The organism is Phocaeicola sp. ICN-14070, assembly GCF_037892625.1.
GTDB lineage: Bacteria > Bacteroidota > Bacteroidia > Bacteroidales > Bacteroidaceae > Phocaeicola > Phocaeicola plebeius.
Genome location: NZ_JBBKBF010000029.1, coordinates 21,558 through 45,632, shown reverse-complemented (window position 1 = coordinate 45,632; position 24,075 = coordinate 21,558). Strand labels below are relative to the sequence as shown.

Genomic DNA, 24,075 nt, shown 5'->3' with positions numbered 1-24,075 from the left:
AATCTGCGTCGTCTTTATGCTCTTGTGTCCGAGCATGGAGCTGACCGTTTCGATGGGAACACCGTTGGAGAGGAATATCGTCGTGGCTGCCGTGTGGCGGCTCTGATGCCACGTGATATGCTTGGTGATGCCGCAACGCTTGGCGACGGCACGGATACCGGCAAGGCACGTGTTATAATGCGGAACGGGAAATATCCTGCCGTCCCCGCACAGTCCCCGGTATTTGCCGATTATGCGGTTGGCGATGTCGAGCAGGCGGATGTTGGACACCACGCCCGTTTTCTGGCGGTTGATGTTTATCCACTCGTGTTCGTCGAAGTAGGTGCGGATATTCTCTTCCGTAAGGTTGCGCATATCCGCGAACGACAGCCCCGTGAAGGCGCAGAACAGGTAGAGGTCGCGGTACAATTCCTGTTTGGCGTTTTTCAGTTTCCCCTCCATCAGCAGGCGGATCTCATCTTTGGTCAGGAAACTGCGTGTTGTTTCCTCCTTCTTGATTTCATACTCGCGGAACGGGTCGCGCGTCAGCCACTCGTTGTTGATGGCGATGAATACCATCGTCCGTAACGGGCAGACGTACAGCCACACGGTATTGGTGCAGCAGTGCTTGTCCGTGCGCAGGAACATCTCGAAGTCGGAGATGAAAGCCGGGGTAAGCTCTTTTAGGGCGATGTCCTTCACATGGTAGCGGATGTCGAGGAACTCTTGCATGTGCTTGTAAACGGTGCGGTACTTCAGCAGCGTGCCTTTGGCTTTCATGCCTGCCTCCACCTGCTTCTCGTAGTCCTCGTTGTGCTGGCGGAACACCTGCATCAGCGTGTGGTAGCGGTGTTCCAGTCCGAGAAAGGCGTTCTTCACCTTCTCCGCCGTGACGAAGTTGTCACGCTCCATGATTTCCTGATAATGCCTGTTGATGCGTACCCGCATCTTGTCAAGCATACGGTTCGTTTCGAGTGCCGCCGTGCTTCTGCCCGTGACACGTCCACCTTTGGTGTCCCACAGTTTCGGATCGACAGTCAGTTTGCAGCTGAACTGTGTCTGGCTGCCGTCCACCGTGATGCGTCCCATGACGGGAACTGTCCCGTCCTTTTTCACTACCTGACGCTTGAGGTAGTAGATTACTGAAAATGTACTCTTCATTGTCCTTAATTTTTGGGTTTCAAAATTAGTTGGTGAAGAGTCCGGTGTTGGTACGCAAAACGGGGAGGAACGGCGCAATCTTTTTCCGTAACCTGATTTTTCGCATGAGTTATGGATAACTCACTATTCCTTAGAGCCTTGTTTCGCTATTCGTACCCGTTTGTCGCATTTTCGGGCATGGTTACGAACAAGTAACGTAGCGGCGTCAGGATTTGGCTTCGGCAGGGATTGTAATGGCTTCACGGATTATCGCCACTTCAACCAAAACCCTTGTAACTCAATTCTATCACTATATCTTTCCGCATTTCACTTTTTTGTAGTAACTTTGCGTACGCAAAATACGGTTTATGAAAAAATTATACCTGCTCCTCTTATCTGTATATCTGTTGTTTTGTCTGGATTCGTGCAGACAAAGCGATGAATTTGAACTCAAAGGGGAACTGGAAGGCATTACTTCCAACATGATTCTGGTAGTCTTTGATGACCCGGATTCCAAACTGGATACTATTTATCCAAGAGGAGGTAAATTCACTTATGCCTTCTCTCCCGACACATTGAATACTTTCCGATTAGTTAATGATTCAGGTGAAGTCTTTCCGATATTTGCAGACAAAGGCTGGAAAGTGTCTGTAAAAGGAAGTTTCGCACATCCGGAAATTAAAGGAGATGGTCCGAATAATGAATACCAGGAATTTCTGCAAAGTATACACGCGCTGAAAGATTCTGCACAAATATGCCAACAAGCTGAGAACTTTATCAAGAGCCATCCATCCTCACCTGCTTCGGCTTATATACTGTACTGGTATTTTTCACAATCAGCCAATCCCAATCTGTCCCTCATTGCCAGACTGACTGAGCCTTTGACCGGTAAAGTGAAAGATTGTAGAGTATTGAATGAAGTTCTACAGAAACTACCCGAAAAAGAAAAAAGCACTTCGACTTATCTGAATTACTTGTCTGTAAAGAAAAGAAACGGCGAATATTTGTCATGGAGCAGCAGTGGAACACAAAAGCAATATTCGCTCATTAACTTTTGGGCAAGTTGGGATAAGGAAAGCATAGCTATAAAAGACTCCCTATATGCTCTATGCGAAAAATTCTCTAAGAACAATTTCCGGGTTGTCAACTTCTCACTAGATTATAACAAGGAAGAATGGGGAAAAAATACGCAAAAAGATACAGAACAGTGGATTGAAGTATGCGACTACAAAGGATGGAATAATCAGATTCTGAAACAACAAAACATACAGCGTCTTCCATACAACATACTGATAGACCGGAACCGGAAAATTTTAGGCAGTAATCTTTACGGAAATGCATTACAGACCAAGATGGAAGCCTTGATAGCAGAAGACAAACAACAAAAGTAAAACACAATAAAAACGACCTTAAATGCTTGTCAAACTTTTTGGAGCCGCAGTACAAGGCATTGATGCCACTATTGTAACAATTGAAGTCAACTGTTCGCGCGGAATAAAATTTTATTTAGTGGGTCTCCCAGACTCTGCTGTCAAGGAGAGCCACGAACGTATCGTATCCGCTCTACAAGTAAACGGATATAAGTTTCCTACCCGACAGATAGTAGTCAACATGGCTCCAGCTGATATCCGGAAAGAAGGAGCCTCATACGATCTCCCGCTGGCTATCGGTATCCTGGCAGCTAATGAAACAATCTCCTCTGAACACTTGACAGATTATCTGATTATTGGAGAATTAAGCCTGGACGGAAGTCTGCAACCCATTAAAGGTGCACTTCCTATCGCCATTGCTGCCCGTCAACAAGGTTTTAAAGGGATTATTCTTCCGCAACAGAATGCATCGGAAGCCGCTGTCGTAAATAATCTGGACGTATATGGCGTGGAACGCATTACAGAAGTAATCGATTTTCTGAACGGCAATTGCAGTTTGCAACCTACCATTGTCAACACACGTGAAGAGTTCTATAAACACCAGTCAACTTTCCCTTTTGACTTTGCAGAAGTAAAAGGACAGGAAAATGTAAAACGAGCACTTGAAGTAGCCGCAGCAGGCGGACACAACGTGCTGCTCATTGGAGCCCCAGGAAGTGGCAAGTCCATGATGGCCAAACGCCTTCCCAGCATCCTTCCTCCACTCTCATTAGGAGAAAGCCTGGAAACAACTAAGATACATTCAGTAGCTGGAAAACTGAAAAAAGGTTCCTCGCTTATTGCCACCCGACCGTTCCGCAGCCCACACCACACCATCTCTCAAGTAGCCATGGTAGGTGGCGGAGCTACACCTCAACCTGGAGAAATCAGCCTGGCACACAATGGAGTGTTATTTCTTGATGAACTCCCTGAGTTCAGCAGAAGCGTACTGGAAGTGCTTCGGCAGCCCCTTGAAGACCATCGTATCACTATTTCAAGAGCAAAGTATAGCCTGGAGTATCCAGCTAACTTCCAATTAATCGCTTCCATGAACCCATGCCCATGTGGCTACTATAACCATCCCACACGAAATTGTGTATGTAGTCCGGGACAAGTACAGCGATACCTGAACAAAATCTCAGGCCCTCTGCTCGACCGCATAGACATTCAAGTAGAAATTGTACCCGTTCCTTTTGAAGAAATCTCCAAAAGCACACCGGGAGAAAGCAGTGCCAGCATTCGCGAACGTGTAGTCCGTGCCCGACAAATACAAAGCCAACGCTTTGCTAATGAACATGGAATCTATAGTAACGCCCAAATGACTTCTAAACTACTACACCTCTATGCACAACCGGATGCCGCTGGCCTGGAACTTTTAAGAAATGCCATGAACCGACTGAACCTTTCAGCCCGTGCCTACGATCGTATTCTTAAAGTCTCACGAACCATTGCAGACCTGGAGGGAAGTAATGAAATACGTCCGGAACATTTGGCAGAGGCTATCAGCTATCGCAATCTGGACAGAGAAAACTGGGCCGGATAATTATCTATCCAGCCCAGACAATCAAAATAAATATTTAACAGGTATCAACCGAACTATTCCGTTCAAGCCAGAAGGTAGTGTTTCCCAATGTCCGTAAGTACCTTTCTCATAATTCAGTTTGGCCATATTGATATCCTCAAAAATACGCCATTGTTTTCCCTGGCGGTCCATTTCAGCAATACTATTTGCCGGAAGGTTGGTGACTTCCACTTCTATGAGATTCTTACCAGGCTTTAGCAATTGCCCTATGCTTAAACGGAAGGGAACTGCCCAGGCAATACCTGCTTCCTGCCCATTTATACGCACACGTGCGCTCTCACGCACATCGCCCAAGTCTAGAATCCAATCATCTGCCAATAATTCAGGCAAATCCAGCTCCAATGAATACAATGCAGTACCCCGGTTAATCTTCGCAGCCGGATGTGCCATTTCTGTCCATGAAGAAGGCGTATCTATTTTAAACTCTCCTTCAATAGCCGGATAACTTTCTACAAATTTCAGTTTCCAACCATGATCCAAACTCAAGCTATAGTCCATTTCCTTCCTATATTTCCATTCAGGCACTCCTTGCAAAGAACGAGTAAAAGTTTGAAGAATGATACTCTCCCCAGACTTCAATTGCATATATACCTGAGTTTTTCCTTCCACCTCCCGCGTTTTTGCAATTCCCCGTTTACCCGTCATCGGATCAAAACACATCATATTTTTTTCAGGCACATTCAATGTAACCCATCCTTCCACATCTTTGGCCTGTAAGTTGGAAATAAAATAATGGTGCCCTTCTGTATGTGTACGCCGGATAAATTGTACTCCCCAACGAGTCTTCAGTTCTTCTGCAGGAACTCCTGTGCGTTCTAATGCCTCATGGTAATCACTTCCCACAATGATACGTCCTTTTCCGAAATTAAAAGCCTGTGTGCCTCGGAAAGACTTTTCTCCTGGCAATTGTTCCAGCAGTGCAAATAGTTGCTTCCGATTCTGTTCTAAAGAAGCATACCCCGGCACATCTTCCGGATAATGTTCCACAAACACTACGGTTGCCCCCTGACGTACCAATGCTACTAGCTTCTTTAAGGTAGAAACCGGTATCAACTTTACTGCAGGTACGATAAGCGCCTTATAACAAGCACCTCCACGTGTCTTCAACATACCATCCTGACACGATGTACTTTTAATAAAAGAATCAGAAATATAGTCTACATCATAGCCACCTGCCATAATGGTTTGTATCGTCTTGATAAACTTCGGCGCATACTGATCCATCTTGTGAATATCAAAGCCAACAAAACGTCCTGGAATGTCATTCCACATATCATAAACCGGAAGATAAACCAGGAAATCATTATCAGGCTTACCTAATTGAAGAAAAGACTGACAACGAGTTATATACTCAAAGAAAGCCGGCGCGTCACGCCATATCGTATTGGTGGGCGACATGTTTATCGTAGCATAAAATAGCCAACCAGGCCAGGCTGCTTCTTTCGGAGAATAGGGGGTACCATGAAAAAATGCGTGATTTACACCCGACACAAACATCAAATCCATATCAGGCTTACACTGTGAAAGAGAAGTACGAAAATGCTCTGTCAACCAGGTAAATGTTTCAGAAGAAGTATAAGGTTTTCCTGCAATATGTGCAGCCGAGGAAGCATACTTCAGCATGGAAATATCCGAAAAATTAGGACGTGTAAGTGAATCACGCCTCAATCCCCTGATATGAAAATCAGTCAATCCAAACCCTTCACACTCCGGGATATCTACCGAAGCATACGTATCAATCAGATTGGCAGGAGATCCATGTGCCTGATTACGGGTCGTACTTCCATGCCCATGCGCCCACTTGGTCCATGCAGTCGTAAAGTTCTCAACCAGAAGTTCTCCCAATGTTTCCCTATAATCAGACACCAGTCGACGCGTCAGTTCAGTCCGTTCCTGTGAAATAAACTCCGGAAAATGATTTTCCAGCCGATAACCACGACGTGCAGCAAATTCTTTCAAGAATGCAGGAGTCCAATCTGCTCCGTACACCTCATACGAATCATTGAAGAAGGTACGGGGAAAGTTGACTTTGTTTGTCTTGAAAGCCTTATCAAACTTCTCAAAGTAAGATTTTACGGACACCGGACTAAAATGATCCATAACATATCCTTCTCCCCCGGGAGCCGCACGCTTTACTTTCTGAAAAGTCCGCCCCACAAACAATGCCACCAGTTGCCAATCACCTGCCGGAGCATCCCACTGCAAATATCCGTCTTTTACTTTTTTGGTCAGATTTACTACTTTCCCATCTGTTCCATAAGCCATCAGACAATCCAGGTAAGCTACATCCCGCTGTTTCTGTTCTTTAGGGTCACGGATATTGATTTCCAACTTTACCGGTTCACCTCCCTTTACCTCATAACATTCAAAAATAGCTTTTGCTGCAGCTTGTGAAAGAGAAACCTCAGGGCCTCCGAAAGGCCATCCCGTTCCGGTATTCATATCAATGTCTATCCCGTTTGTCTTACCCACCTCCTGCGTATAACGGAACATTTCCATCCATTCAGGCGACAGAAAACAGAGATTATGAGATTCATTTCCTTTTACCCCATAAATAGGCGTAACCTCCAAACTACCAAGTCCGGCCTTGCCATATTCCTTCAGGTTATAATTCAGATTATCTTTATCGACGGCACTTCCTAACCACCACCAACGGCTGCCAGGACGTGCTTCAGGCTTTACCTCTGGCCAGTTTTGTGCAGCCGCCCCCATCGCAGAGCACAAACAGAGAAAAAATAAGATGTTGTTCTTTTTCATGGAATTACAAATTAGGTTTCATACTTGCAAAGATAAAAGTTATCCAGCCTTTACAACTATAGGAATGTACAGATTCATGGATTTTTGTACGTCTGATACACAATCCTCCAAGCAAGATGTACATTATTCCATTCATTCATTTCATGAAGGTACGTATCTTTGTAGAAAATAAATCAATGAACACGGATATGAAAAACAACTTTATCAGACTGACCCTACTTGCCAGCCTTTTCTGCAACGTGCCTGGCTTGCATTTGCAAGCGCAAGCCCCCCATCCGGAACGAATTTATCTTTCAGGAACCGGTATTGACAATACCGTGACATGGGACTTTCTCTGCTCAAAAGGACAAAACAGCGGCAAATGGAAAAAGATAGAAGTTCCCTGCAACTGGGAACTGCAAGGATTTGGAGAATATACCTACGGACGATGGTATACCATCAAAGGTGCCAAGCCAAGTGATGAAACAGGTATTTATCGTCACAAATTCGAGGCTCCCAAATCATGGAGCGGCCAGCGGGTAAAAATTTATTTTGACGGAGTCATGACCGATACGGAAGTCTTAATCAACGGCAAACTGGCCGGAGAAATGCATCAGGGCGGATTCAACCGTTTTTGTTATGACATCACCGACTTACTCACCCTCGGAAAGAAAAATACACTTGAAGTAAAAGTCGCTAAAGAATCTGCTAATTCATCCATCAACGCCGCAGAACGTAAAGCTGACTGGTGGCTTTATGGAGGAATTTATCGTCCGGTATGGCTGGAAGTTGTTCCACAAGTACACATTGAACACTTTGTACTCAATGCCGACCAGCATGGAAAGTTTCAAGCCTCATGTGAAATGTATGGCGATGCGAAAGGATATGAACTTCACGTATCGGTACGAGGTTTGAAAGACGGAAAAACCATCCTGACAAATACGGGAAAGTCTGCACTTTCCAAAAAAATTACAGACTCTGGCAAAGAACAACAGATAGAAGGACAGTGGGCAGACATCCAAACCTGGTCCACAGAAGACCCTAACCTGTATGTAGCTCGTCTGGAATTAAAATCACCGGAAGGAAAAGTAATCCAGACGCGTGAAACCAGAATCGGCTTCCGCACCGTCGAATTTTTCCCACAAGACGGAGTATATCTGAATGGAACCAAACTCGTCGTAAAAGGTATTAACCGCCATTCATTCTCCGTCGACGGCGGAAGAGCAACCAGTGCGGCCATGAGTCGTCAGGATGCACTTCTTATCAAGGAAATGAACATGAACGCAGTAAGATCACACTATGCCCCCGACGAACATTTCCTGGATATGTGCGATTCACTAGGTATCGTATACATGGATGAACTGGCAGGATGGCAGAATTGCTACGACGAAAAAGTAGGAAGCAAACTGGTGAAAGAAATGGTACAGCGTGATGTCAATCATCCGTCCATCATCATTTGGAGCAATGGAAATGAAGGAGGATGGAATTATCAGCTGGATAAACTGTTTGCTCAATACGACAAGCTTCAAAAACGGCATGTAGTCCACCCATGGGCCGACTTCAACGATCTGGATACGCACCATTATCCGGCTTATCTGACAGGAGTAGCCCGATTTACCAATGGCTATAAGGTCTTCATGCCTACAGAATTCATGCATGCCATGTACGACCAAGGAGGAGGTGCCGGATTACGGGATTTCTGGGATCGCTGGAATACGAACCCGTTATTTGCCGGAGGATTTATCTGGGTTTTCTGCGACGAAGCTCCCAAACGAAGTGACAAAGGAGGTATTCTGGATTCTGACAAGTCAAATGCGCCTGATGGAGTTGTTGGCCCTCGTCGTGAAAAAGAAGGTAGCTTCTATGCCATCCGTGCCCAGTGGTCACCTATCCAACTGAAACCACTGCTCATTACCTCTCATTTTAATGGCAATTTCCTGGTTACCAACGAATATACTTACACGAATCTGAAGGAATGCAAAATGACGTACAAAGTGTTGTCATGTGACACTCCATTGAAAGGTGTAACACAATCCGTTGAATTAAGCCACGGAGAAGTTACTCTCCCTGCTATCCAGCCAGGAGAAACCGGCACAGCTCATTTCGACCTTCCAGACAATTTCCATGAAGGTGATGTACTGGAATTAGAAGCCTTCGACAAAAATGGACATAGCATCTGTAACTGGAGCTATCCTATCCGCCTGGTAAAACAATATTTTGACCATAAAATGGCACAATCACCCATGACCCTAGAAGCACTTCCCAAAGCTACCGCCTCACGCAATGCCAGCCACATCGTATTGAACAGTGCGAAGGTAAGTGTAACGTTTGATGCCACTACCGGTATCATCAAGCAAGTAAAAGCAGGAGAAACAGAGGTCCCGTTCAAAGACGGTCCGGTAGCTGTAGGAATGAAAATGCGCTATGAGCCTTCACTCAGCTACGTGCGTGAAACACAAGAAGGAGCCATATTTTGTGCCAAATATAAAGGAGCAGCCGATTCCATTGTATGGCGCCTGACCGATCAAGGATTGCTTTATATGGACGCCATCCTACTAAACCGTGCCTCCGGAGGCGGAGGATTTGACGATGCCTTCATGGACACAAAAGTATACAATCTCGGATTGACCTTCTCTTACCCAGAAGCAAACTGTACCGGCATGAAATGGCTGGGACGTGGTCCTTATCGTGTGTGGAAAAACCGTATCCCTGGTACCAACTATAACATCTGGCATAAAGATTACAACAATACCATTACAGGAGAAAGTTTTGAAAATCTGATTTATCCAGAATTTAAAGGATATCATGCCAACATGTACTGGGCTACACTGGAAAGCGACAAAACACCGTTTACTGTTTATTCAAGAAACGATGGAATCTTCTATCACATCTTTACACCGGAAGAACCTGTAGGACGTGTTAGAAGAACCATGCCGCAATTCCCTGAGGGTGATATATCCTTCTTGCTTGACATACCGGCCATCTGTTCCTTCAAACCAATCGAACAACAAGGTCCGAACAGTCAACCTGGAAATATTCGCATCAAACAAGGAGATGAAGGATTACATTTGAACTTAATGTTCGACTTCCGCCCATCAGCTAATATCAATACTTCAAAATAAGAACAAACACACTGTAATAAAAAGCCGTCTTGCACTGCGAGGCGGCTTTTTTACTTTTATACAAAAATCACGGTTTTCCGTGTTTTCCTCCCTCATAAGACGAGTTATATTTGACAAACAAAATTACAATGCAAAAGAGAAATGAAAACAACCGAGATTCAGCGATACAATGCAGCTCTTGAACGCTTAAGAAGACTTTTTGATGCAAAATTGGGCAAACCTTTACTCATCCAGACCTTTATGGGGAACTTACACGTGTTACGCTCAAATGATATTGGTTATTTCAAATATATTTCGACAAGAAAAAGCTGGGAGATAGCTTTGACAGACGGTTCTTTCCTCCGCCTTAAGGCTAATCTACGCGCCAAAGACTTATGTACATACAATGAAGAATTTGTGCAAATTCACCAATCCTACATTATCAATATGCACTATTTACACATGATACAGAATAACCGCTGCCTTATGACCCCTCCTTTTCATTATACAAATGAGTTATATATCTCCCAAAAATATAAAAGAGAACTGACTGCACGATTTTGCTTATTTTAGCCATAATATTTTTATTCTAAGTTATTCCAGACACACACATTCTATCTCATATTCCAGATGTTTTTTAGCTGAAATTTGTATATTCCACAAAAAAACGCTACTTTGTAGAACTCACAAAATTAGGTTACATGAAAAAACTTCTTTTCACATTAGGTACCTTTCTTCACACAGTCTTGTGCTTGCCAATACAAGCTGAAACAGCAACAATTGATAGTTTAAAACGCGAATTACAATTAGCAGAGCAAAAAAATTCTACCAAAGAGCAACTAATTGAGTTATATCAATTCTTAGGAGCTGAATATGAGACTCTAGACCATGACTCATCCTATCACTACATTCAAAAAGGACTTTCTCTTTATTCAAAACCGACTTTTGAAGAAGAAGGATATTTGCAGTTACTCAACTCACTGGCTAACTATCTTTTCATGGAAGGAAAAATAGAACAAGCTAAAGAGAAATTTAAAACGGTTGCAACACATGCTCCCCAACTCAAAGAAAGAAGATACGATCTGGAGGGTGTGGTAGAATCTTCCATTGGTGTCTGCTACCGTAAGTTAGGAATGTTCGACTCAGCCGTATATCACTATAACCGTGCCATCGATCTCTGTAAAAAAACAGAAAAGTACGAAGACATTGCTTCCACCTATTATAACATTGGCGTGCTCTACCATCTTAACAAGCGCTATGAAGAAGCATTGACGCAAGGTAAGCAGGCAGCGGAATACGCCCGAAAAGCAAACGATTCACTAATGGAATTATATGCCAGCAGTCTCATTGGAGGATGTTATAGCAGTATGGGTAAGTATGTCGAAGCAAGCCATATTTTTAAAAAAAATATCAACAAGGCATTAAAACTAAAATATCCTTTACTTGCCATGAGCTCCCTATCGCCTTTACTGAGTACCTATCAATTATGGAACAAAAAAGATTCCGTCAGGATTTTTCTAAAAAAAGGAGAAGAATTGATTCATAAAATCCCGGGAAACAGTCCGACAGCACTTGAATTTTATAGCACACAAGCCAGCCTTTATAATTGGATTGGAGAATATCAGAAAAGTCTCAGCATACTAACAAGCAATCCATTAATTCAAACTCAATTACCATACGATAAATATCACATTTTAACAGCACGTAACTATGAAGGATTAGGGAACTACCAAAAAGCATATCAGAACATGCAAGAAGTATGCATTTACCAGGATTCCATTTTCGGTGGAAAAATCAAGCATGAACTATCTGAACTGAATGAGAAATTACGGACAAGTGACAAAGAACTGAAAATTGCTCTTCTGGAAAAGACTCAGGCACAAGAACAAGAAAGCCGTTTACGCCATACCATCTATTACCTTACAGTAATCGGGTTACTATTAATAGCTATTTCCATTCTGCTGCACAAACGGAAAGTGCAAAAGAAGGAAACCGAACTGATTGCTGCCCGCCAATACATAGAAGGCTTGGAAAATGAGCGCAAACGACTGGCTAAGGATTTGCACGACGGGGTATGTAATGACCTGCTGGGAGCCATTCTTCAAATGCAGCAACAAAGCTCTGCTGAGGATCTAAAAACAAATACCATTCAGACATTAGAAGAGATTCGTAGCGGCGTACGAGCCATTTCACATGAACTAATGCCACCCAATTTCCAGTTTACCGATCTGAATGAAATGTTAGCTGATTATTTCTCTAAAATGCAAGAGATTTCAGGAATTTCCATACAATATACTCCCTATCCTCACACGGACTGGTCAAGTATTTCAGAACATATAGGATACGAAATCTACCGCATCATGCAGGAAACGACCGGGAATATACTCAAACATACTCAGGCAAAGGTTATCTGTATCCAAATAGAAAAAAATGCCACTTATCTTATTATTGAAGTACATCATGACGGGAACTGGAGTCCACATGCTGATTTATCTAAAGGAATAGGCTTGCGAACCATCAACGACCGGTTAAAAACTATTGCAGGAGATTACAAGATAGAAAAAGACAAGACTGGAGTGAATATTCATATTCAGGTGCATCTTCATTGAAAAAATCACGGTTTTCAGTGAAAATCTTTTCAATGAATATTTTTTTCTTTGCAGTGTAAAATGCGACAAAATGACAAGTCCTAAAGCCAAAATACTATTAGTCGATGACCATACTCTTATACTACAAGGCATCAAGCATGTAGTGTCTCAAATGCCTGAAATAGAAAAGGTATATACTGCCTCATCAGGAGCAGAAGCAATGCTTCTGATAGCCATGCAACCGTTCGACATCTATCTGCTTGATGTGGAACTTCCCGACACCAACGGGTTCGAACTGATAGAAACCATCCTGCAAAAGCACCCGGAAGCACGTATTTTGATTAATACCATGCATGAAGAGATATGGATACTTAAAAGACTGACTAAAGCCTCCATAAGTGGGGCCATACTAAAATCGGCAGATATTAATGAACTGACACTAGCCATCCAGACAATCTTAAAAGGAGGCCAATACCTTTGCAAACGATTCAAATCCATTTTAAACCGGATGCAGACAGAAGAACAGATAAAAGAACAGCTTACTTTAAGAGAAATGGAGGTATTGCAGGCTATTGCTAAAGGATTTAATACAAGGGAAATTGCAGAATTGCTGTATGTATCCAATAATACAATTGAAACTCACCGCAAAAGCCTCATGAGCAAACTGGAGGCCAGGAATGCCGTAGACCTTGTTCTGAAAGCTATCAACCTTGGAATAATACCTTTGGATTCCAAATAGCTTTAAATAAAAAATCCACTCGTTTTTAGGGCTCATATCCTTTTTTTCGTATATTTGGGCGCAATGAATCTTTGTATCACCTTAATATAAACGAACTATGAGTCTTGAAAAAACATTAGTAATTTTAAAACCCAGTACCGTACAGCGCGGACTTATCGGAGAAATAACCCATAGATTTGAACGTAAAGGCCTGCGCCTGGCTGGCATGAAAATGATGCAACTTACGGAGGATTTGCTCAATGAGCATTATGCCCACTTGGCCGGAAAACCTTTCTTTTCTCGTGTAAAAGCTTCTATGATGGCCAGTCCTGTGATTGTATGTTGCTATGAAGGAGTAGATGCCATTCAGGTGGTACGCTCCATGACAGGAGCCACCAATGGCCGTGTAGCCGTTCCAGGTACTATCCGAGGAGATTATTGTGTAAGTTCACAAGAAAACATCATCCACACCTCAGATTCACCTAAAACAGCTATTGAAGAAATTGAAAGATTCTTCAAACCTGAAGAGTTATTCGAATATGACAGGGCAGTTATCGATTTTATTTATTACCCTGACGAATACAAACTTACCTAAAATAAAAACGATGTGGTAGCAATTGCTACCACATCGTTTTTATTTTAAATGTACTCCGTTTACTGTTACATTCCGAATTTGCAGATTATGAATATAATCTTTACAAATCTCCCCCGACTTACGAGCTGTAATCTTTAAATTCTCAAATAGAAAATCAGACAGCTTATACTGCGTTTCATCCTTCTTCACCGCAAAAAGGACATCACAATCCAATTGAATATTACGCATCGTCACATGACTTGAATATGAATAGGGGACATCTTTCCTATCCTTTAAATCAAAAAACTGAGTCCAAGGCTGGGCAAACAAGAAATTAATGGCAGAGCCCGTAATATCTTCCAACTGAATATATTCATAATTTTGCGGCGTATCCGGACGCATCTTTAGCCAAAGCAAACGCTGTGCATGCTCTACCCGACAGCGTCTCACCAGAATATTGCGGTTATGTATAGACTCACTACCACAAGTCAATGCGCTATGACAGAATCCCCATACACAATCCTCTATAATGATATTCAGATTACTTCCATTATTCACCTTATCTTGGTCTGCCCAAGGTCCTTTTCCACCCTTCAAAGCTATGGCATCATCATTTACAGACATATAACAACCTTTTACCAACACATTCTTGCACACATCAATATCAATAGCATCACTACTAGGTGCTTTCACCGGCGAATGAGGAGCAAAAATAGAAAGATTAAGCAACTTCACATTCTCACAACGATATAAATGAGTAGTCCAGAACGGAGAATTTTCCAATCTGACCCCAGACAACTGCACATTTTTTGAATCAGCAATATATATCAACCGTGGACGAAGTTCCTCCAAATTCGTACACTGGGGATTTACCTGTCGGCGCAACCAAAAAGATTTCCAAAAACGAAGTCCATTTCCATTTATCTTCCCCTCGCCTGAAAGTGTAAATCCATCCACTCCAATGACATTAACCAAAGCTGCAAAATACGTTAGATTCTGCCCTTCCAGACGGGTATCAATCACATCAAAATGACTAATGTCATCACTTCCTTTCAGAGTTGCTCCTTTTTCCAGATAAAGATGAGTACGAGGTCTGAAAAAAAGAGAGCCCGACAAAAAAGTCCCTTTAGGGATACAGATCACTCCTCCACCCTCTTGAGCCGCTTTATCAATGACTGCCTGAATACGTTCTGTCTGTAAAATCGTACTATCATTTTGCACACCATAATTTGTGATACAATATTGCTTTCCCAGCTCTTTTACTGATACCACCCGATGCTCTCTGAACCATTCTGGAATTGGTGTTCCATCCGGAAAAATTTCACTGGCAAATACACTGACGGCCATCCAGGATAAGCACCATAAAAGCCAGCCTTTTACACAATATCCCCTCATCTTCTGAATACATTAAAAACTAAAATAAATATGTAAGCAAAATAGAAAACTTTTTCGACAAGAAGGAATAGAGAATCATGCAATTACATGTCTTTTTGTACAAAAAACATCCATAAGAAGAGCCAAGAGCATTTTTTGAATGATTTTCAATGTATTTGCATGATTTTCCATGTACAAATGTTCTTGTATCTCCTATCTTTGTTGATACAATTTCAGAACTAATACCTTTATTTAATTATGAGAAAGATTCTTATCGCATTTCTGTTTATAATGAGCTGGGGATTCACCACTTCTACTGCACAAAAACTACCACCACAAAAAGAAACACTGGAAGTGATGATTAAAGTAAATAAGTATTTCATGGAGAAATATGCAGATTACCGGACTCCTAGTTTTGTACGTAAAGTTACCCGCCCTAGTAATATCTGGACCAGAGGAGTATACTATGAAGGATTAATGTCTCTATATTCCATTTTCCCCCGCGCAGAATACTACGATTATGCATACAACTGGGCTGAATACCATGAATGGGGTATGCGAAACGGAAATACCACACGTAACGCTGATGATTACTGCTGTGGACAAACTTATATCGACTTATATAATCTTTGTCCCAAGCCTGAAATGCTGAAAAATATCAAATCCAATATGAACATGCTTGTCAATACTCCCCAAGTAGGAGACTGGACCTGGGTAGATGCCATTCAAATGGGCATGCCAGTACTAGCCAAAATGGGACACCTGACAGGAGAGCAGAAATATTTCGACAAGATGTGGGATATGTATGAATTCTCACGTAATCAGCTGGGAGGAAAAGGATTGTTCAACCTGGCAGACGGACTTTGGTGGAGAGATGCCGATTTCTTACCTCCCTACAAAGAACCTAATGGCGAAGACTGCTATTGGAGCAGAGGAAACGGGTGGGCATACGCTGCACTCGTACGTGTGCTCGACGAAATTCCTGCAAACGAAAAACATCGTCAGGATTACATCAATGATTTCTTACTCATGAGCAAAGCACTGAAAGCTTGTCAGCGTACAGACGGATTCTGGAACGTAAGTCTTCATGATGCCGGAAATTACGGTGGCAAAGAAACTACAGGAACTGCTTTGTTTGTCTACGGAATGGCATGGGGAGTGCGAAACGGATTACTGGATAAAGAAGAATATTTACCCATTTTATTAAAAGGCTGGAATGCCATGGTAAAAGATGCGGTTCATTCCAATGGTTTTTTAGGCTACGTGCAAGGAACTGGAAAAGAACCTAAAGACGGACAACCTGTCACCTACGAAAGCGTCCCAGACTTCGAAGATTATGGAGTAGGATGTTTCCTGCTGGCTGGAACGGAAATCTACAAACTACAACAATAACATCAGATACAATAGGTAGAAATGTTTTATTTCTTTCCGTAAAAAGAAATGGGTGTGCCTTCTCGCACACCCATATTTTATTTGCTCAATGCACGGGAACGCTCTCCCAAATACCCGCCATGATGGCGCTTGCTATATTCTTCAATCGTAAAGCCAGTCTTTCGCATAGTCTCTACAACTAAAATATCTCCTATCACCGTCATCACAGTCGTAGAAGTAGTAGGCGTCATTCCTAACAAACAAACTTCATCAGGGTGCCCTGTAGCCAGGCAAATATCTGCCGCTTCCGCTAACGGACTATCCGGATTTCCCGTGATAACAATTTTTTTCAATTCCGGATTTAGGCGTGCAGCCAGTTCGGTCAGTTCCACAATTTCCCTTGTCTTACCAGAATTAGAAATCAAAAGCAACAAGTCATTTTTTTGCAGAATTCCCAAATCGCCATGCTGTGCCTCACTCGGATGTAAAAACACAGAGGGGATACCCGTGGAACAGAATGTAGTGGCAATATTCATGGCTATCTGTCCAGCTTTACCCATACCACTGGTTACCAGTTTTCCGCCTTTCTCATGTACCTGTTCCACAATCAGCTCTACCGCCTTTTCATATCCGTCTGTTACCGGAATATTCAACACGGCCTGTGCTTCACGCTGTAATAAATCTTTTATTGATGAATTCATAAGATTATGATTAAATTATAATTTTATTCCAATAAATGGGTCAGTTCCTCCAGCGTATTCGCCACTTCAAAATAATTTTTCAACGGACGATGTGCAAAATGTGTTTTCTCCAAACGATTCAAGAAAGCCAGCATATCATTCCAAAAGCCTTCCACATTATAAAAGATAACCTTTTTCTGATGATATCCTATACTGCAGGCAGCCATCACATGAAATACTTCGTCCAGCGTACCGATTCCACCCGGCAAAGCTACCATTACTTCCGATTCCTGCAACATAATATCTTTCCGGTCGCTCAAGTTTACCGAATGAAATGTCACATCAAGCAAGTCGCTGACTCTGCCATGTTCCTCCAGTTTAGTGGGAATAACTCCCATTATCATAGCTCCGTTTTCTTTCGCACTTTTAGCAAGGACTTCCATCAGTCCTGTATTGGAGCCCCCGTAAACCAGCCATTTATGATGCTGGCCTAACCATGCGCCCAGCTCTCTTGCTTTTTCCATAAATACAGGATCTATCGCATCTGAGGCCGAACAAAAGACTGCAATTTTATTCATATATTAGTTTGAAATGTCATACTCTGCAAATATCTGCATTTTTTGAAGAAAGACAATAGGTATTTATTGTAAATTTGCAGCGAAAAAGAAATTACACTTCTTGAAATATGGCATATTCAACTTTTACTCTCTCAAATGGCTTACGACTTATTCATACTACCAGTCCTACAAATGTGGCTTATTGTGGCTTTGCCATCGACGCCGGCACACGCGATGAACTTCCGCAAGAGCAAGGTATGGCCCATTTTGTAGAGCACCTGATTTTTAAAGGTACAGAAAAGCGAAAAGCCTGGCACATTCTTAATCGCATGGAGAATGTGGGAGGTGACCTGAATGCCTATACCAATAAGGAGGAAACTGTCATTTACAGTGCTTTTTTAAAAGAACATTTCAACCGGGCTGCGGAATTACTGACCGATATTGTTTTCCACAGTGTGTTTCCAGCTAATGAAATCGAAAAAGAGGTAGAAGTCATTATCGACGAAATCCAAAGTTATGAAGATAGTCCTGCGGAACTTATTTTTGACGATTTTGAAGAACTGATTTTCCCGAACCATCCGCTAGGCAGAAACATACTTGGTAATCCAGAACTTTTACGCCAGTTCACAAGCGAAGACGCGCAACATTTCGTTCATTCCCACTACCAACTGGAAAACATGATATTTTTCGTTCAAGGAGATATTCCTTTCCAGAAAGTAATCCGTACGCTTGAGAAAGTGACTGCAGATATTCCCCGCTTTGAAAGAATAAAAGAAGCGCGCATGCTTCCTCCTGCCTACAAACCTAACCAACTAACCATTCACAAGGACACTCACCAAGCACATGTCATGATTGGAGGAAGAGGGTACCACGCTTATGATGAACGGCGTACAGGTTTGTACCTGCTTAATAATATTCTCGGAGGCCCTGGCATGAACAGCCGGCTCAACATCTCTTTACGCGAAAAAAGAGGATTGGTTTATAATGTAGAATCCAATCTCACATCGTATACAGATACAGGTACATTCTGTATCTATTTTGGTTGTGACCTGCATGATACAGATCATTGTATTTCATTAGTACATAAGGAACTTAAAAAAATTAGAGAAAATGCACTGACCTCTCTACAACTCGCAGCTGCTAAAAAACAAATCATCGGACAGATAGGAGTTGCTGGAGACAATTTTGAAAATAATGCACTCAACATGGGCAAATGCTTTCTGCATTATCATACTTACGAAGAAAAAGAAGAAGTATTCAAAAGGATTGAAGCACTGACCTCAACACAACTACTTGACATTGCTAACGAGGTCCTCTCCGAGAACTATCTTTCCACACTTATTTATAAGTAAATTCAGGCCAGATAATCCATTTTTTTTACCATTTAGTCACTGAATATAAACACATACTCCGTAAAGTTGTTTTTTGTCTTTTCATAAATTTCTAAAACTTACTACATTCGGGAAAAATAAGGAAACTATGAAAAAGAATGAAATGATCAAAGGTAGATTGGAAGAATGGATTAAACAGAAAGGGTTCTTAAACTCCAGGCTTACCATCATTGAACTATGCAAAACCATAGGTATTAACAGGACCTACCTGTCAAACTACATCAATCATACCTATGGACTAAACTTTAATTTATGGCTTAATCACTTACGCATAGAAGAAGCCAAACTATTAATGACACAACCTCCGAAGCGCAATTTGTCAGAAATAGCCGAACGAATAGGCTTCACTGATTTAGCTCACTTCAGCAAACAATTCAAACTTCAGGAAGGGGTCTCTCCGTCGGAATGGAGAAAGAATATGTAATAATACGCAACGGAGCGGCAGGAAAAGCGTAAAAATCACTATCTTTGTACGGTTAAGATAGGATAATTACATAAACTATATACACATGAAAATAGAAGATAAACTGACCGAATCTATCCTGAACGGTATAAAGACCTTATACAATCAGGAAGTTCCTGCCAAAATGGTTCAACTTCAGAAAACAAAGAAAGAGTTTGAAGGCCACCTGACACTGGTTGTCTTTCCTTTCCTGAAGATGTCTAAAAAGGGCCCGGAACAAACTGCACAAGAAATTGGGGAATACTTGAAACAGAATGAACCGGCCATCGCAAACTATAACGTAATTAAAGGTTTCTTGAACCTGACCATTGCATCTGACGTATGGATTGAACTGCTGAACCGTATCCACACCGATAACCAGTGGGGTATACAGAAAGCAGACGACAATGCGCCACTTGTCATGATTGAATATTCTTCTCCTAATACCAATAAGCCGCTTCACCTGGGTCACGTGCGTAACAACCTGCTGGGAAGTGCGCTGGCTAACATCATGGCTGCCAACGGTAACAAGGTGGTAAAAACAAACATCGTAAACGACCGGGGTATCCACATCTGTAAGTCCATGCTGGCCTGGTTGAAATATGGCAACGGTGAAACTCCTGAATCATCAGGCAAGAAAGGCGACCACCTGATTGGTGATTACTATGTAGCTTTCGACAAGCACTACAAAGCTGAAGTGAAAGAACTGATGGCTCAATATCAGGCTGAAGGAATGAACGAAGAAGAAGCAAAGGCAAAAGCCGAAGCTAATTCTCCGTTGATGCTGGAAGCACGCGAAATGCTTCGCAAATGGGAAGCAAACGACCCGGAAGTACGTGCCCTATGGAAGAAGATGAACGACTGGGTATATGCAGGTTTCGATGAAACCTACAAGATGATGGGAGTAAGCTTCGACAAGATATACTACGAATCACAGACTTACCTTGAAGGAAAAGAAAAGGTAATGGAAGGGCTGGAAAAAGGATTGTTCTATCGCAAGGAAGACGGTTCTGTATGGGCCGACCTGACTCCGGAAGGATTAGACCACAAATTGCTGCTCCGTGGTGACGGTACCTCTGTATACATGACACAGGACATCGGTACTGCCAAACTGCGCTTCCAAGATTATCCTATCAACAAGATGATTTATGTGGTAGGTAACGAACAGAACTATCACTTCCAGGTATTGTCTATTCTGCTCGACAAGTTGGGCTTCGAATGGGGTAAAGACCTCGTACACTTCTCTTACGGTATGGTGGAACTGCCGGAAGGTAAGATGAAGAGCCGTGAAGGTACAGTAGTAGACGCTGACGACCTGATGGAGGCCATGATTGAAACTGCCAAGGAAACCAGCAACGAACTGGGCAAACTGGACGGACTGACTCAGGAAGAGGCAGACGACATCGCACGCATCGTAGGTTTGGGCGCCTTGAAATATTTCATCTTGAAAGTGGATGCACGCAAAAACATGACTTTCAACCCGAAAGAATCTATTGACTTCAACGGAAACACAGGTCCGTTCATCCAATATACATACGCACGTATCCAGTCTATTCTGCGTAAAGCTACAGAAGCTGGACTCAGCATCCCGGCTGTCATCCCAAGCGGTATTGAACTGAGTACAAAAGAAGAAGGTCTGATTCAAATGCTGGCAGACTTTACCAACGTAGTGAAACAAGCCGGAACAGATTACAATCCGTCTATTCTGGCAAACTATGCTTACGACCTGGTAAAAGAATACAACCAGTTCTATCATGACTTCAGCATTCTGCGTGAAGAAAATGAAGCTCTGAAAATATTCCGTCTCGCCTTGAGCCAGAATGTAGGCAAAGTAGTCAAGCTGGCTATGGGCTTGCTGGGTATCGAAGTACCTGAACGCATGTAATCACAATCTTGTATATCAAGTGGCTGGCAAAGGGGTAAACCACACTCTTTTTGCACAGCCACTTTCTTTTTAAAGACCATCTTATGGCTAAAAAAAAATTCTACGTAGTCTGGAAAGGAGTGAATCCGGGCATCTATTCTTCGTGGACCGATTGCCAACTGCAAATACAAGGCTATAAAGGAGCCATATATAAGTCATTCGATTCACAAGAGGAAGCTGAACATGCTTTCGCGACTCCTGCACATCAATACATGAACCGCCACCGTGCATCATCTTTAGAAAAGCCTGAGGCACAACTCCCCGAAAACTTCAATTTAAACTGTCTGGCAGTAGATGCTGCTTGTAGCGGTAACCCTGGCCCCATGGAATATCGCGGAGTATACCTGCTGACAGGACAGGAAATCTTCCATTTCGGACCAGTTTACGGTACCAACAATATCGGAGAATTTCTGGCCATAGTCCATGGACTGGCACTTCTTAAACAAAAGAACCTGAACATGCCTATCTACTCCGACAGTCGTAATGCCCTCTCTTGGGTGAAGCAAAGAAAATGCAAGACCAAACTGGAACGAACCGAGAAAACAGAAGCACTCTTCCAGTTAATTGAACGGGCAGAAAAATGGCTGAAGGAAAACACTTATACCACTCCCCTGCTCAAGTGGGAGACTGACGTATGGGGAGAAGTCCCTGCTGACTTCGGACGTAAATAATCAAAAACTTAAACAGATGAAAAAGAGACTTACATATCTGGGATGTTTTTTTGCCAGCATACTGGGCTACTTCCTGCTTCAGAAACCTGTCTTTATGCTCTATAACGGTGCATGCGAGAAGGGAACAGCTTTCATAGACTACCTTCGGGTATTGTTCCATGGCTTTACGCTTGACGCAGCAACCACCGGATACCTGACGGCCATCCCCTGGCTGGCCATTCTTTGCAGTATATGGTTCCGCCGTTTCCCGTTGAAAAAGATACTTATCGGCTACTACGTTTTAATCAGTCTGGCTACCACACTTATCTTCATCGGCGATATGGCCTTGTATCCATTTTGGGGATTCAAATTAGATGCTTCCATCTTCCTCTACCTGGATTCTCCGAAGAATGCCATGGCCAGTGTATCCTTTGGATTTATTCTGATACGACTGCTGTGTATCCTCATCTTATCAGCCTTGGTGACATGGGGATTATATAAGATCACACCAGACTGTCTGCCACAAGTCCAGAAGCGTATCACAGGCAGTTTGATAACTCTGCTTTTGGGAGGAGTTATCTTTATCGTCATACGAGGAGGTGTAACCGAATCAACCAGCAACGTAGGACAAGCCTATTTCTGCAATGACGAATTTCTGAATCATTCCGCCATCAATCCGGACTTCAGTCTGTTGTCTTCCATCAGCAAAACCACCGACTTTTCCCAGCAGTTCAATTTCTTCGATGAAGAAAAACGGGCAAGTTTATTCGAAGGATTGTATGCTGATACAGGAGAGAATGAAGTTTCATTACTTACCACCAACCGTCCTAATGTATTGATTATCCTCATGGAAAGTTTTGGAGGAGTATTCGTAGAATCATTAGGAGGAATACCCGGTGTCAGTCCGAATCTGGAGCGCCTGAGCAAGGAAGGAGTCTTCTTTACTAATTGTTATGCCAACAGTTTCCGAACCGACCGAGGTACGGTCTGTACCTTCAGCGGATACCAAAGCTTCCCGACGGTTTCCGTCATGAAATCTCCCGCCAAAAGCCGCACCTTGCCTTCTATTGCCGGGAAACTGCGGGAACAAGGCTATGCCACAGATTTTCTGTATGGAGGCGATATCAACTTCACCAACATGAAGAGTTATTTGCTGGGCAGCGGATACCAACAGTTGACAGCAGATGTAGATTTCAGCATGGAAGAACGGAAAAACCCATGGGGAGTAAACGATGACATTACTTTTGAGTACCTCTACCGCCAGATAAAAGAACGGGATACTGACCAGCCCTGGCATACGGCCTTCCTCACCCTGAGCAGCCATGAGCCGTTTGAGGTACCCTACCATCGCCTGAAAGAGAAAATTCCTAATGCTTTTGCTTTCACTGACGATTGTCTGGGGAAATTTATCGACAAACTCAAGACGCTTCCTCAATGGAAGAACTTACTCATCGTGTGTCTGCCAGACCATGGCTACTATTATCCGGAAGAAGGACTGGTGCATGACCCACGTATCCACCACATTCCGATGCTATGGTTAGGAGGCGCCATTAAGCAGCCTATGGTCATTGACAAACTGATGAACCAAAGTGATATGGCCGCTACCCTGCTGGCACAATTGGGAATCAGCCATAAGGAATTCAACTTCAGCCGTAACGTGTTAGGTAAAAACTACAAGTACCCGTTTGCTTACTATACCTATAACAACGGATTTGCCTTCCGCGACAGTACCGGTACCACACTGATTGATAACAATTCCGGCAAGACATTAATAGAATCCCCAGCTCCGAACGAACGACGCACAGAACTGGGGAAAGCGATTCTACAATCTTCTTATGACGATTTAGGAGCGCGATAAA

The 24,075-nt window shown here is 42.8% G+C and carries 18 protein-coding genes; 13 read left to right on the top strand and 5 right to left on the bottom strand.

Annotation, left to right across the window (positions count from 1 at the left end; all coding sequences use genetic code 11):
* Nucleotides 1–1,140: site-specific integrase (locus tag WKT20_RS09540; RefSeq protein WP_032559192.1), on the bottom strand; the 1,140-nt coding region annotated here is incomplete at its 3' end.
* Nucleotides 1,141–1,487: 347 nt separating this feature from the next.
* Between WKT20_RS09540 and WKT20_RS09535 the strand changes: the two genes are divergently transcribed.
* The gene (locus WKT20_RS09535; RefSeq protein WP_259300802.1) at nt 1,488–2,510 is read left to right on the top strand and encodes a thioredoxin-like domain-containing protein; all 1,023 of its coding nucleotides are present in this window, start codon (nt 1,488–1,490) and stop codon (nt 2,508–2,510) included.
* 22 nt (nt 2,511–2,532) lie between these two features.
* Nucleotides 2,533–4,071 (top strand): YifB family Mg chelatase-like AAA ATPase, encoded by a 1,539-nt coding sequence (locus WKT20_RS09530; RefSeq protein ID WP_117702506.1) that lies wholly within the window; start codon nt 2,533–2,535, stop codon nt 4,069–4,071.
* Between the two features lie 21 nt (nt 4,072–4,092).
* Here WKT20_RS09530 and WKT20_RS09525 read toward each other — a convergent pair whose 3' ends face one another.
* Nucleotides 4,093–6,867, bottom strand: coding sequence for an alpha-L-rhamnosidase (locus WKT20_RS09525; RefSeq protein WP_302463214.1), 2,775 nt, complete (start codon nt 6,865–6,867; stop codon nt 4,093–4,095).
* 188 nt (nt 6,868–7,055) lie between these two features.
* Between WKT20_RS09525 and WKT20_RS09520 the strand changes: the two genes are divergently transcribed.
* The 5 genes from WKT20_RS09520 (at nt 7,056) to ndk (ending at nt 13,848) form a co-directional block, all read left to right on the top strand.
* Nucleotides 7,056–9,968 carry an exo-beta-1,4-galactosidase gene (locus WKT20_RS09520; protein ID WP_117702531.1) on the top strand — a complete coding sequence of 971 codons (2,913 nt, stop codon included), beginning with the start codon at nt 7,056–7,058 and terminating at the stop codon, nt 9,966–9,968.
* A 141-nt stretch (nt 9,969–10,109) separates the two neighbouring features.
* Nucleotides 10,110–10,520 (top strand): LytTR family transcriptional regulator DNA-binding domain-containing protein, encoded by a 411-nt coding sequence (locus WKT20_RS09515; protein ID WP_007564062.1) that lies wholly within the window; start codon nt 10,110–10,112, stop codon nt 10,518–10,520.
* Between the two features lie 128 nt (nt 10,521–10,648).
* Nucleotides 10,649–12,556 carry an ATP-binding protein gene (locus tag WKT20_RS09510; protein ID WP_117702504.1) on the top strand — a complete coding sequence of 636 codons (1,908 nt, stop codon included), beginning with the start codon at nt 10,649–10,651 and terminating at the stop codon, nt 12,554–12,556.
* A gap of 70 nt (nt 12,557–12,626) precedes the next feature.
* Nucleotides 12,627–13,274, top strand: coding sequence for a response regulator (locus tag WKT20_RS09505; RefSeq protein WP_117702503.1), 648 nt, complete (start codon nt 12,627–12,629; stop codon nt 13,272–13,274).
* Nucleotides 13,275–13,371: 97 nt separating this feature from the next.
* Nucleotides 13,372–13,848 (top strand): nucleoside-diphosphate kinase, encoded by a 477-nt coding sequence (gene ndk / locus WKT20_RS09500; RefSeq protein WP_340417278.1) that lies wholly within the window; start codon nt 13,372–13,374, stop codon nt 13,846–13,848.
* Nucleotides 13,849–13,887: 39 nt separating this feature from the next.
* Here the strand turns inward: ndk and WKT20_RS09495 are convergent, their stop codons facing one another.
* On the bottom strand, nt 13,888–15,222 hold the full coding sequence (locus WKT20_RS09495) for a rhamnogalacturonidase (protein WP_117702502.1): 1,335 nt from the start codon (nt 15,220–15,222) through the stop codon (nt 13,888–13,890).
* 237 nt (nt 15,223–15,459) lie between these two features.
* Here WKT20_RS09495 and WKT20_RS09490 point away from each other — a divergent pair, with 237 nt between their 5' ends.
* Nucleotides 15,460–16,593, top strand: a complete 1,134-nt coding sequence (locus WKT20_RS09490; protein WP_118165610.1) for a glycoside hydrolase family 88/105 protein — start codon at nt 15,460–15,462, stop codon at nt 16,591–16,593.
* 77 nt (nt 16,594–16,670) lie between these two features.
* Here WKT20_RS09490 and WKT20_RS09485 read toward each other — a convergent pair whose 3' ends face one another.
* Nucleotides 16,671–17,273, bottom strand: coding sequence for an SIS domain-containing protein (locus WKT20_RS09485; protein WP_007564050.1), 603 nt, complete (start codon nt 17,271–17,273; stop codon nt 16,671–16,673).
* Between the two features lie 23 nt (nt 17,274–17,296).
* Nucleotides 17,297–17,830 (bottom strand): LOG family protein, encoded by a 534-nt coding sequence (locus WKT20_RS09480; protein ID WP_118242317.1) that lies wholly within the window; start codon nt 17,828–17,830, stop codon nt 17,297–17,299.
* Between the two features lie 107 nt (nt 17,831–17,937).
* Here WKT20_RS09480 and WKT20_RS09475 point away from each other — a divergent pair, with 107 nt between their 5' ends.
* The 5 genes from WKT20_RS09475 to WKT20_RS09455 all read left to right on the top strand — a co-directional run bounded on the left by WKT20_RS09475 (nt 17,938) and on the right by WKT20_RS09455 (nt 24,074).
* The gene (locus WKT20_RS09475; protein ID WP_118165606.1) at nt 17,938–19,161 is read left to right on the top strand and encodes a M16 family metallopeptidase; all 1,224 of its coding nucleotides are present in this window, start codon (nt 17,938–17,940) and stop codon (nt 19,159–19,161) included.
* A 142-nt stretch (nt 19,162–19,303) separates the two neighbouring features.
* A complete protein-coding gene (locus tag WKT20_RS09470; RefSeq protein WP_259300818.1) occupies nt 19,304–19,624 on the top strand; it encodes a helix-turn-helix domain-containing protein in 321 nt (106 codons plus the stop codon).
* Between the two features lie 85 nt (nt 19,625–19,709).
* Complete coding sequence (gene argS / locus WKT20_RS09465) at nt 19,710–21,527, top strand: arginine--tRNA ligase (protein WP_117702782.1); 1,818 nt, start codon at nt 19,710–19,712, stop codon at nt 21,525–21,527.
* Nucleotides 21,528–21,610: 83 nt separating this feature from the next.
* Nucleotides 21,611–22,237, top strand: a complete 627-nt coding sequence (locus WKT20_RS09460; protein ID WP_117702783.1) for a ribonuclease H1 domain-containing protein — start codon at nt 21,611–21,613, stop codon at nt 22,235–22,237.
* 16 nt (nt 22,238–22,253) lie between these two features.
* On the top strand, nt 22,254–24,074 hold the full coding sequence (locus tag WKT20_RS09455; RefSeq protein ID WP_118242321.1) for an LTA synthase family protein: 1,821 nt from the start codon (nt 22,254–22,256) through the stop codon (nt 24,072–24,074).
* The last annotated feature ends 1 nt before the right edge of the window (nt 24,075 follow it).

What these genes read in the sequence shown, in the direction of transcription:
- ndk (WP_340417278.1), top strand. Translation starts at nt 13,372, where the DNA reads ATGAGTCTTGAAAAAACATTAGTAATTTTAAAACCCAGTACCGTACAG.
- WKT20_RS09475 (WP_118165606.1), top strand. Translation starts at nt 17,938, where the DNA reads ATGGCATATTCAACTTTTACTCTCTCAAATGGCTTACGACTTATTCAT.
- WKT20_RS09490 (WP_118165610.1), top strand. Translation starts at nt 15,460, where the DNA reads ATGAGAAAGATTCTTATCGCATTTCTGTTTATAATGAGCTGGGGATTC.
- WKT20_RS09525 (WP_302463214.1), bottom strand. Translation starts at nt 6,867, where the DNA reads ATGAAAAAGAACAACATCTTATTTTTTCTCTGTTTGTGCTCTGCGATG.
- WKT20_RS09480 (WP_118242317.1), bottom strand. Translation starts at nt 17,830, where the DNA reads ATGAATAAAATTGCAGTCTTTTGTTCGGCCTCAGATGCGATAGATCCT.
- WKT20_RS09510 (WP_117702504.1), top strand. Translation starts at nt 10,649, where the DNA reads ATGAAAAAACTTCTTTTCACATTAGGTACCTTTCTTCACACAGTCTTG.
- WKT20_RS09505 (WP_117702503.1), top strand. Translation starts at nt 12,627, where the DNA reads ATGACAAGTCCTAAAGCCAAAATACTATTAGTCGATGACCATACTCTT.
- WKT20_RS09530 (WP_117702506.1), top strand. Translation starts at nt 2,533, where the DNA reads ATGCTTGTCAAACTTTTTGGAGCCGCAGTACAAGGCATTGATGCCACT.
- WKT20_RS09535 (WP_259300802.1), top strand. Translation starts at nt 1,488, where the DNA reads ATGAAAAAATTATACCTGCTCCTCTTATCTGTATATCTGTTGTTTTGT.
- WKT20_RS09515 (WP_007564062.1), top strand. Translation starts at nt 10,110, where the DNA reads ATGAAAACAACCGAGATTCAGCGATACAATGCAGCTCTTGAACGCTTA.
- WKT20_RS09520 (WP_117702531.1), top strand. Translation starts at nt 7,056, where the DNA reads ATGAAAAACAACTTTATCAGACTGACCCTACTTGCCAGCCTTTTCTGC.
- WKT20_RS09495 (WP_117702502.1), bottom strand. Translation starts at nt 15,222, where the DNA reads ATGAGGGGATATTGTGTAAAAGGCTGGCTTTTATGGTGCTTATCCTGG.
- WKT20_RS09470 (WP_259300818.1), top strand. Translation starts at nt 19,304, where the DNA reads ATGATCAAAGGTAGATTGGAAGAATGGATTAAACAGAAAGGGTTCTTA.
- WKT20_RS09485 (WP_007564050.1), bottom strand. Translation starts at nt 17,273, where the DNA reads ATGAATTCATCAATAAAAGATTTATTACAGCGTGAAGCACAGGCCGTG.
- WKT20_RS09460 (WP_117702783.1), top strand. Translation starts at nt 21,611, where the DNA reads ATGGCTAAAAAAAAATTCTACGTAGTCTGGAAAGGAGTGAATCCGGGC.
- argS (WP_117702782.1), top strand. Translation starts at nt 19,710, where the DNA reads ATGAAAATAGAAGATAAACTGACCGAATCTATCCTGAACGGTATAAAG.
- WKT20_RS09455 (WP_118242321.1), top strand. Translation starts at nt 22,254, where the DNA reads ATGAAAAAGAGACTTACATATCTGGGATGTTTTTTTGCCAGCATACTG.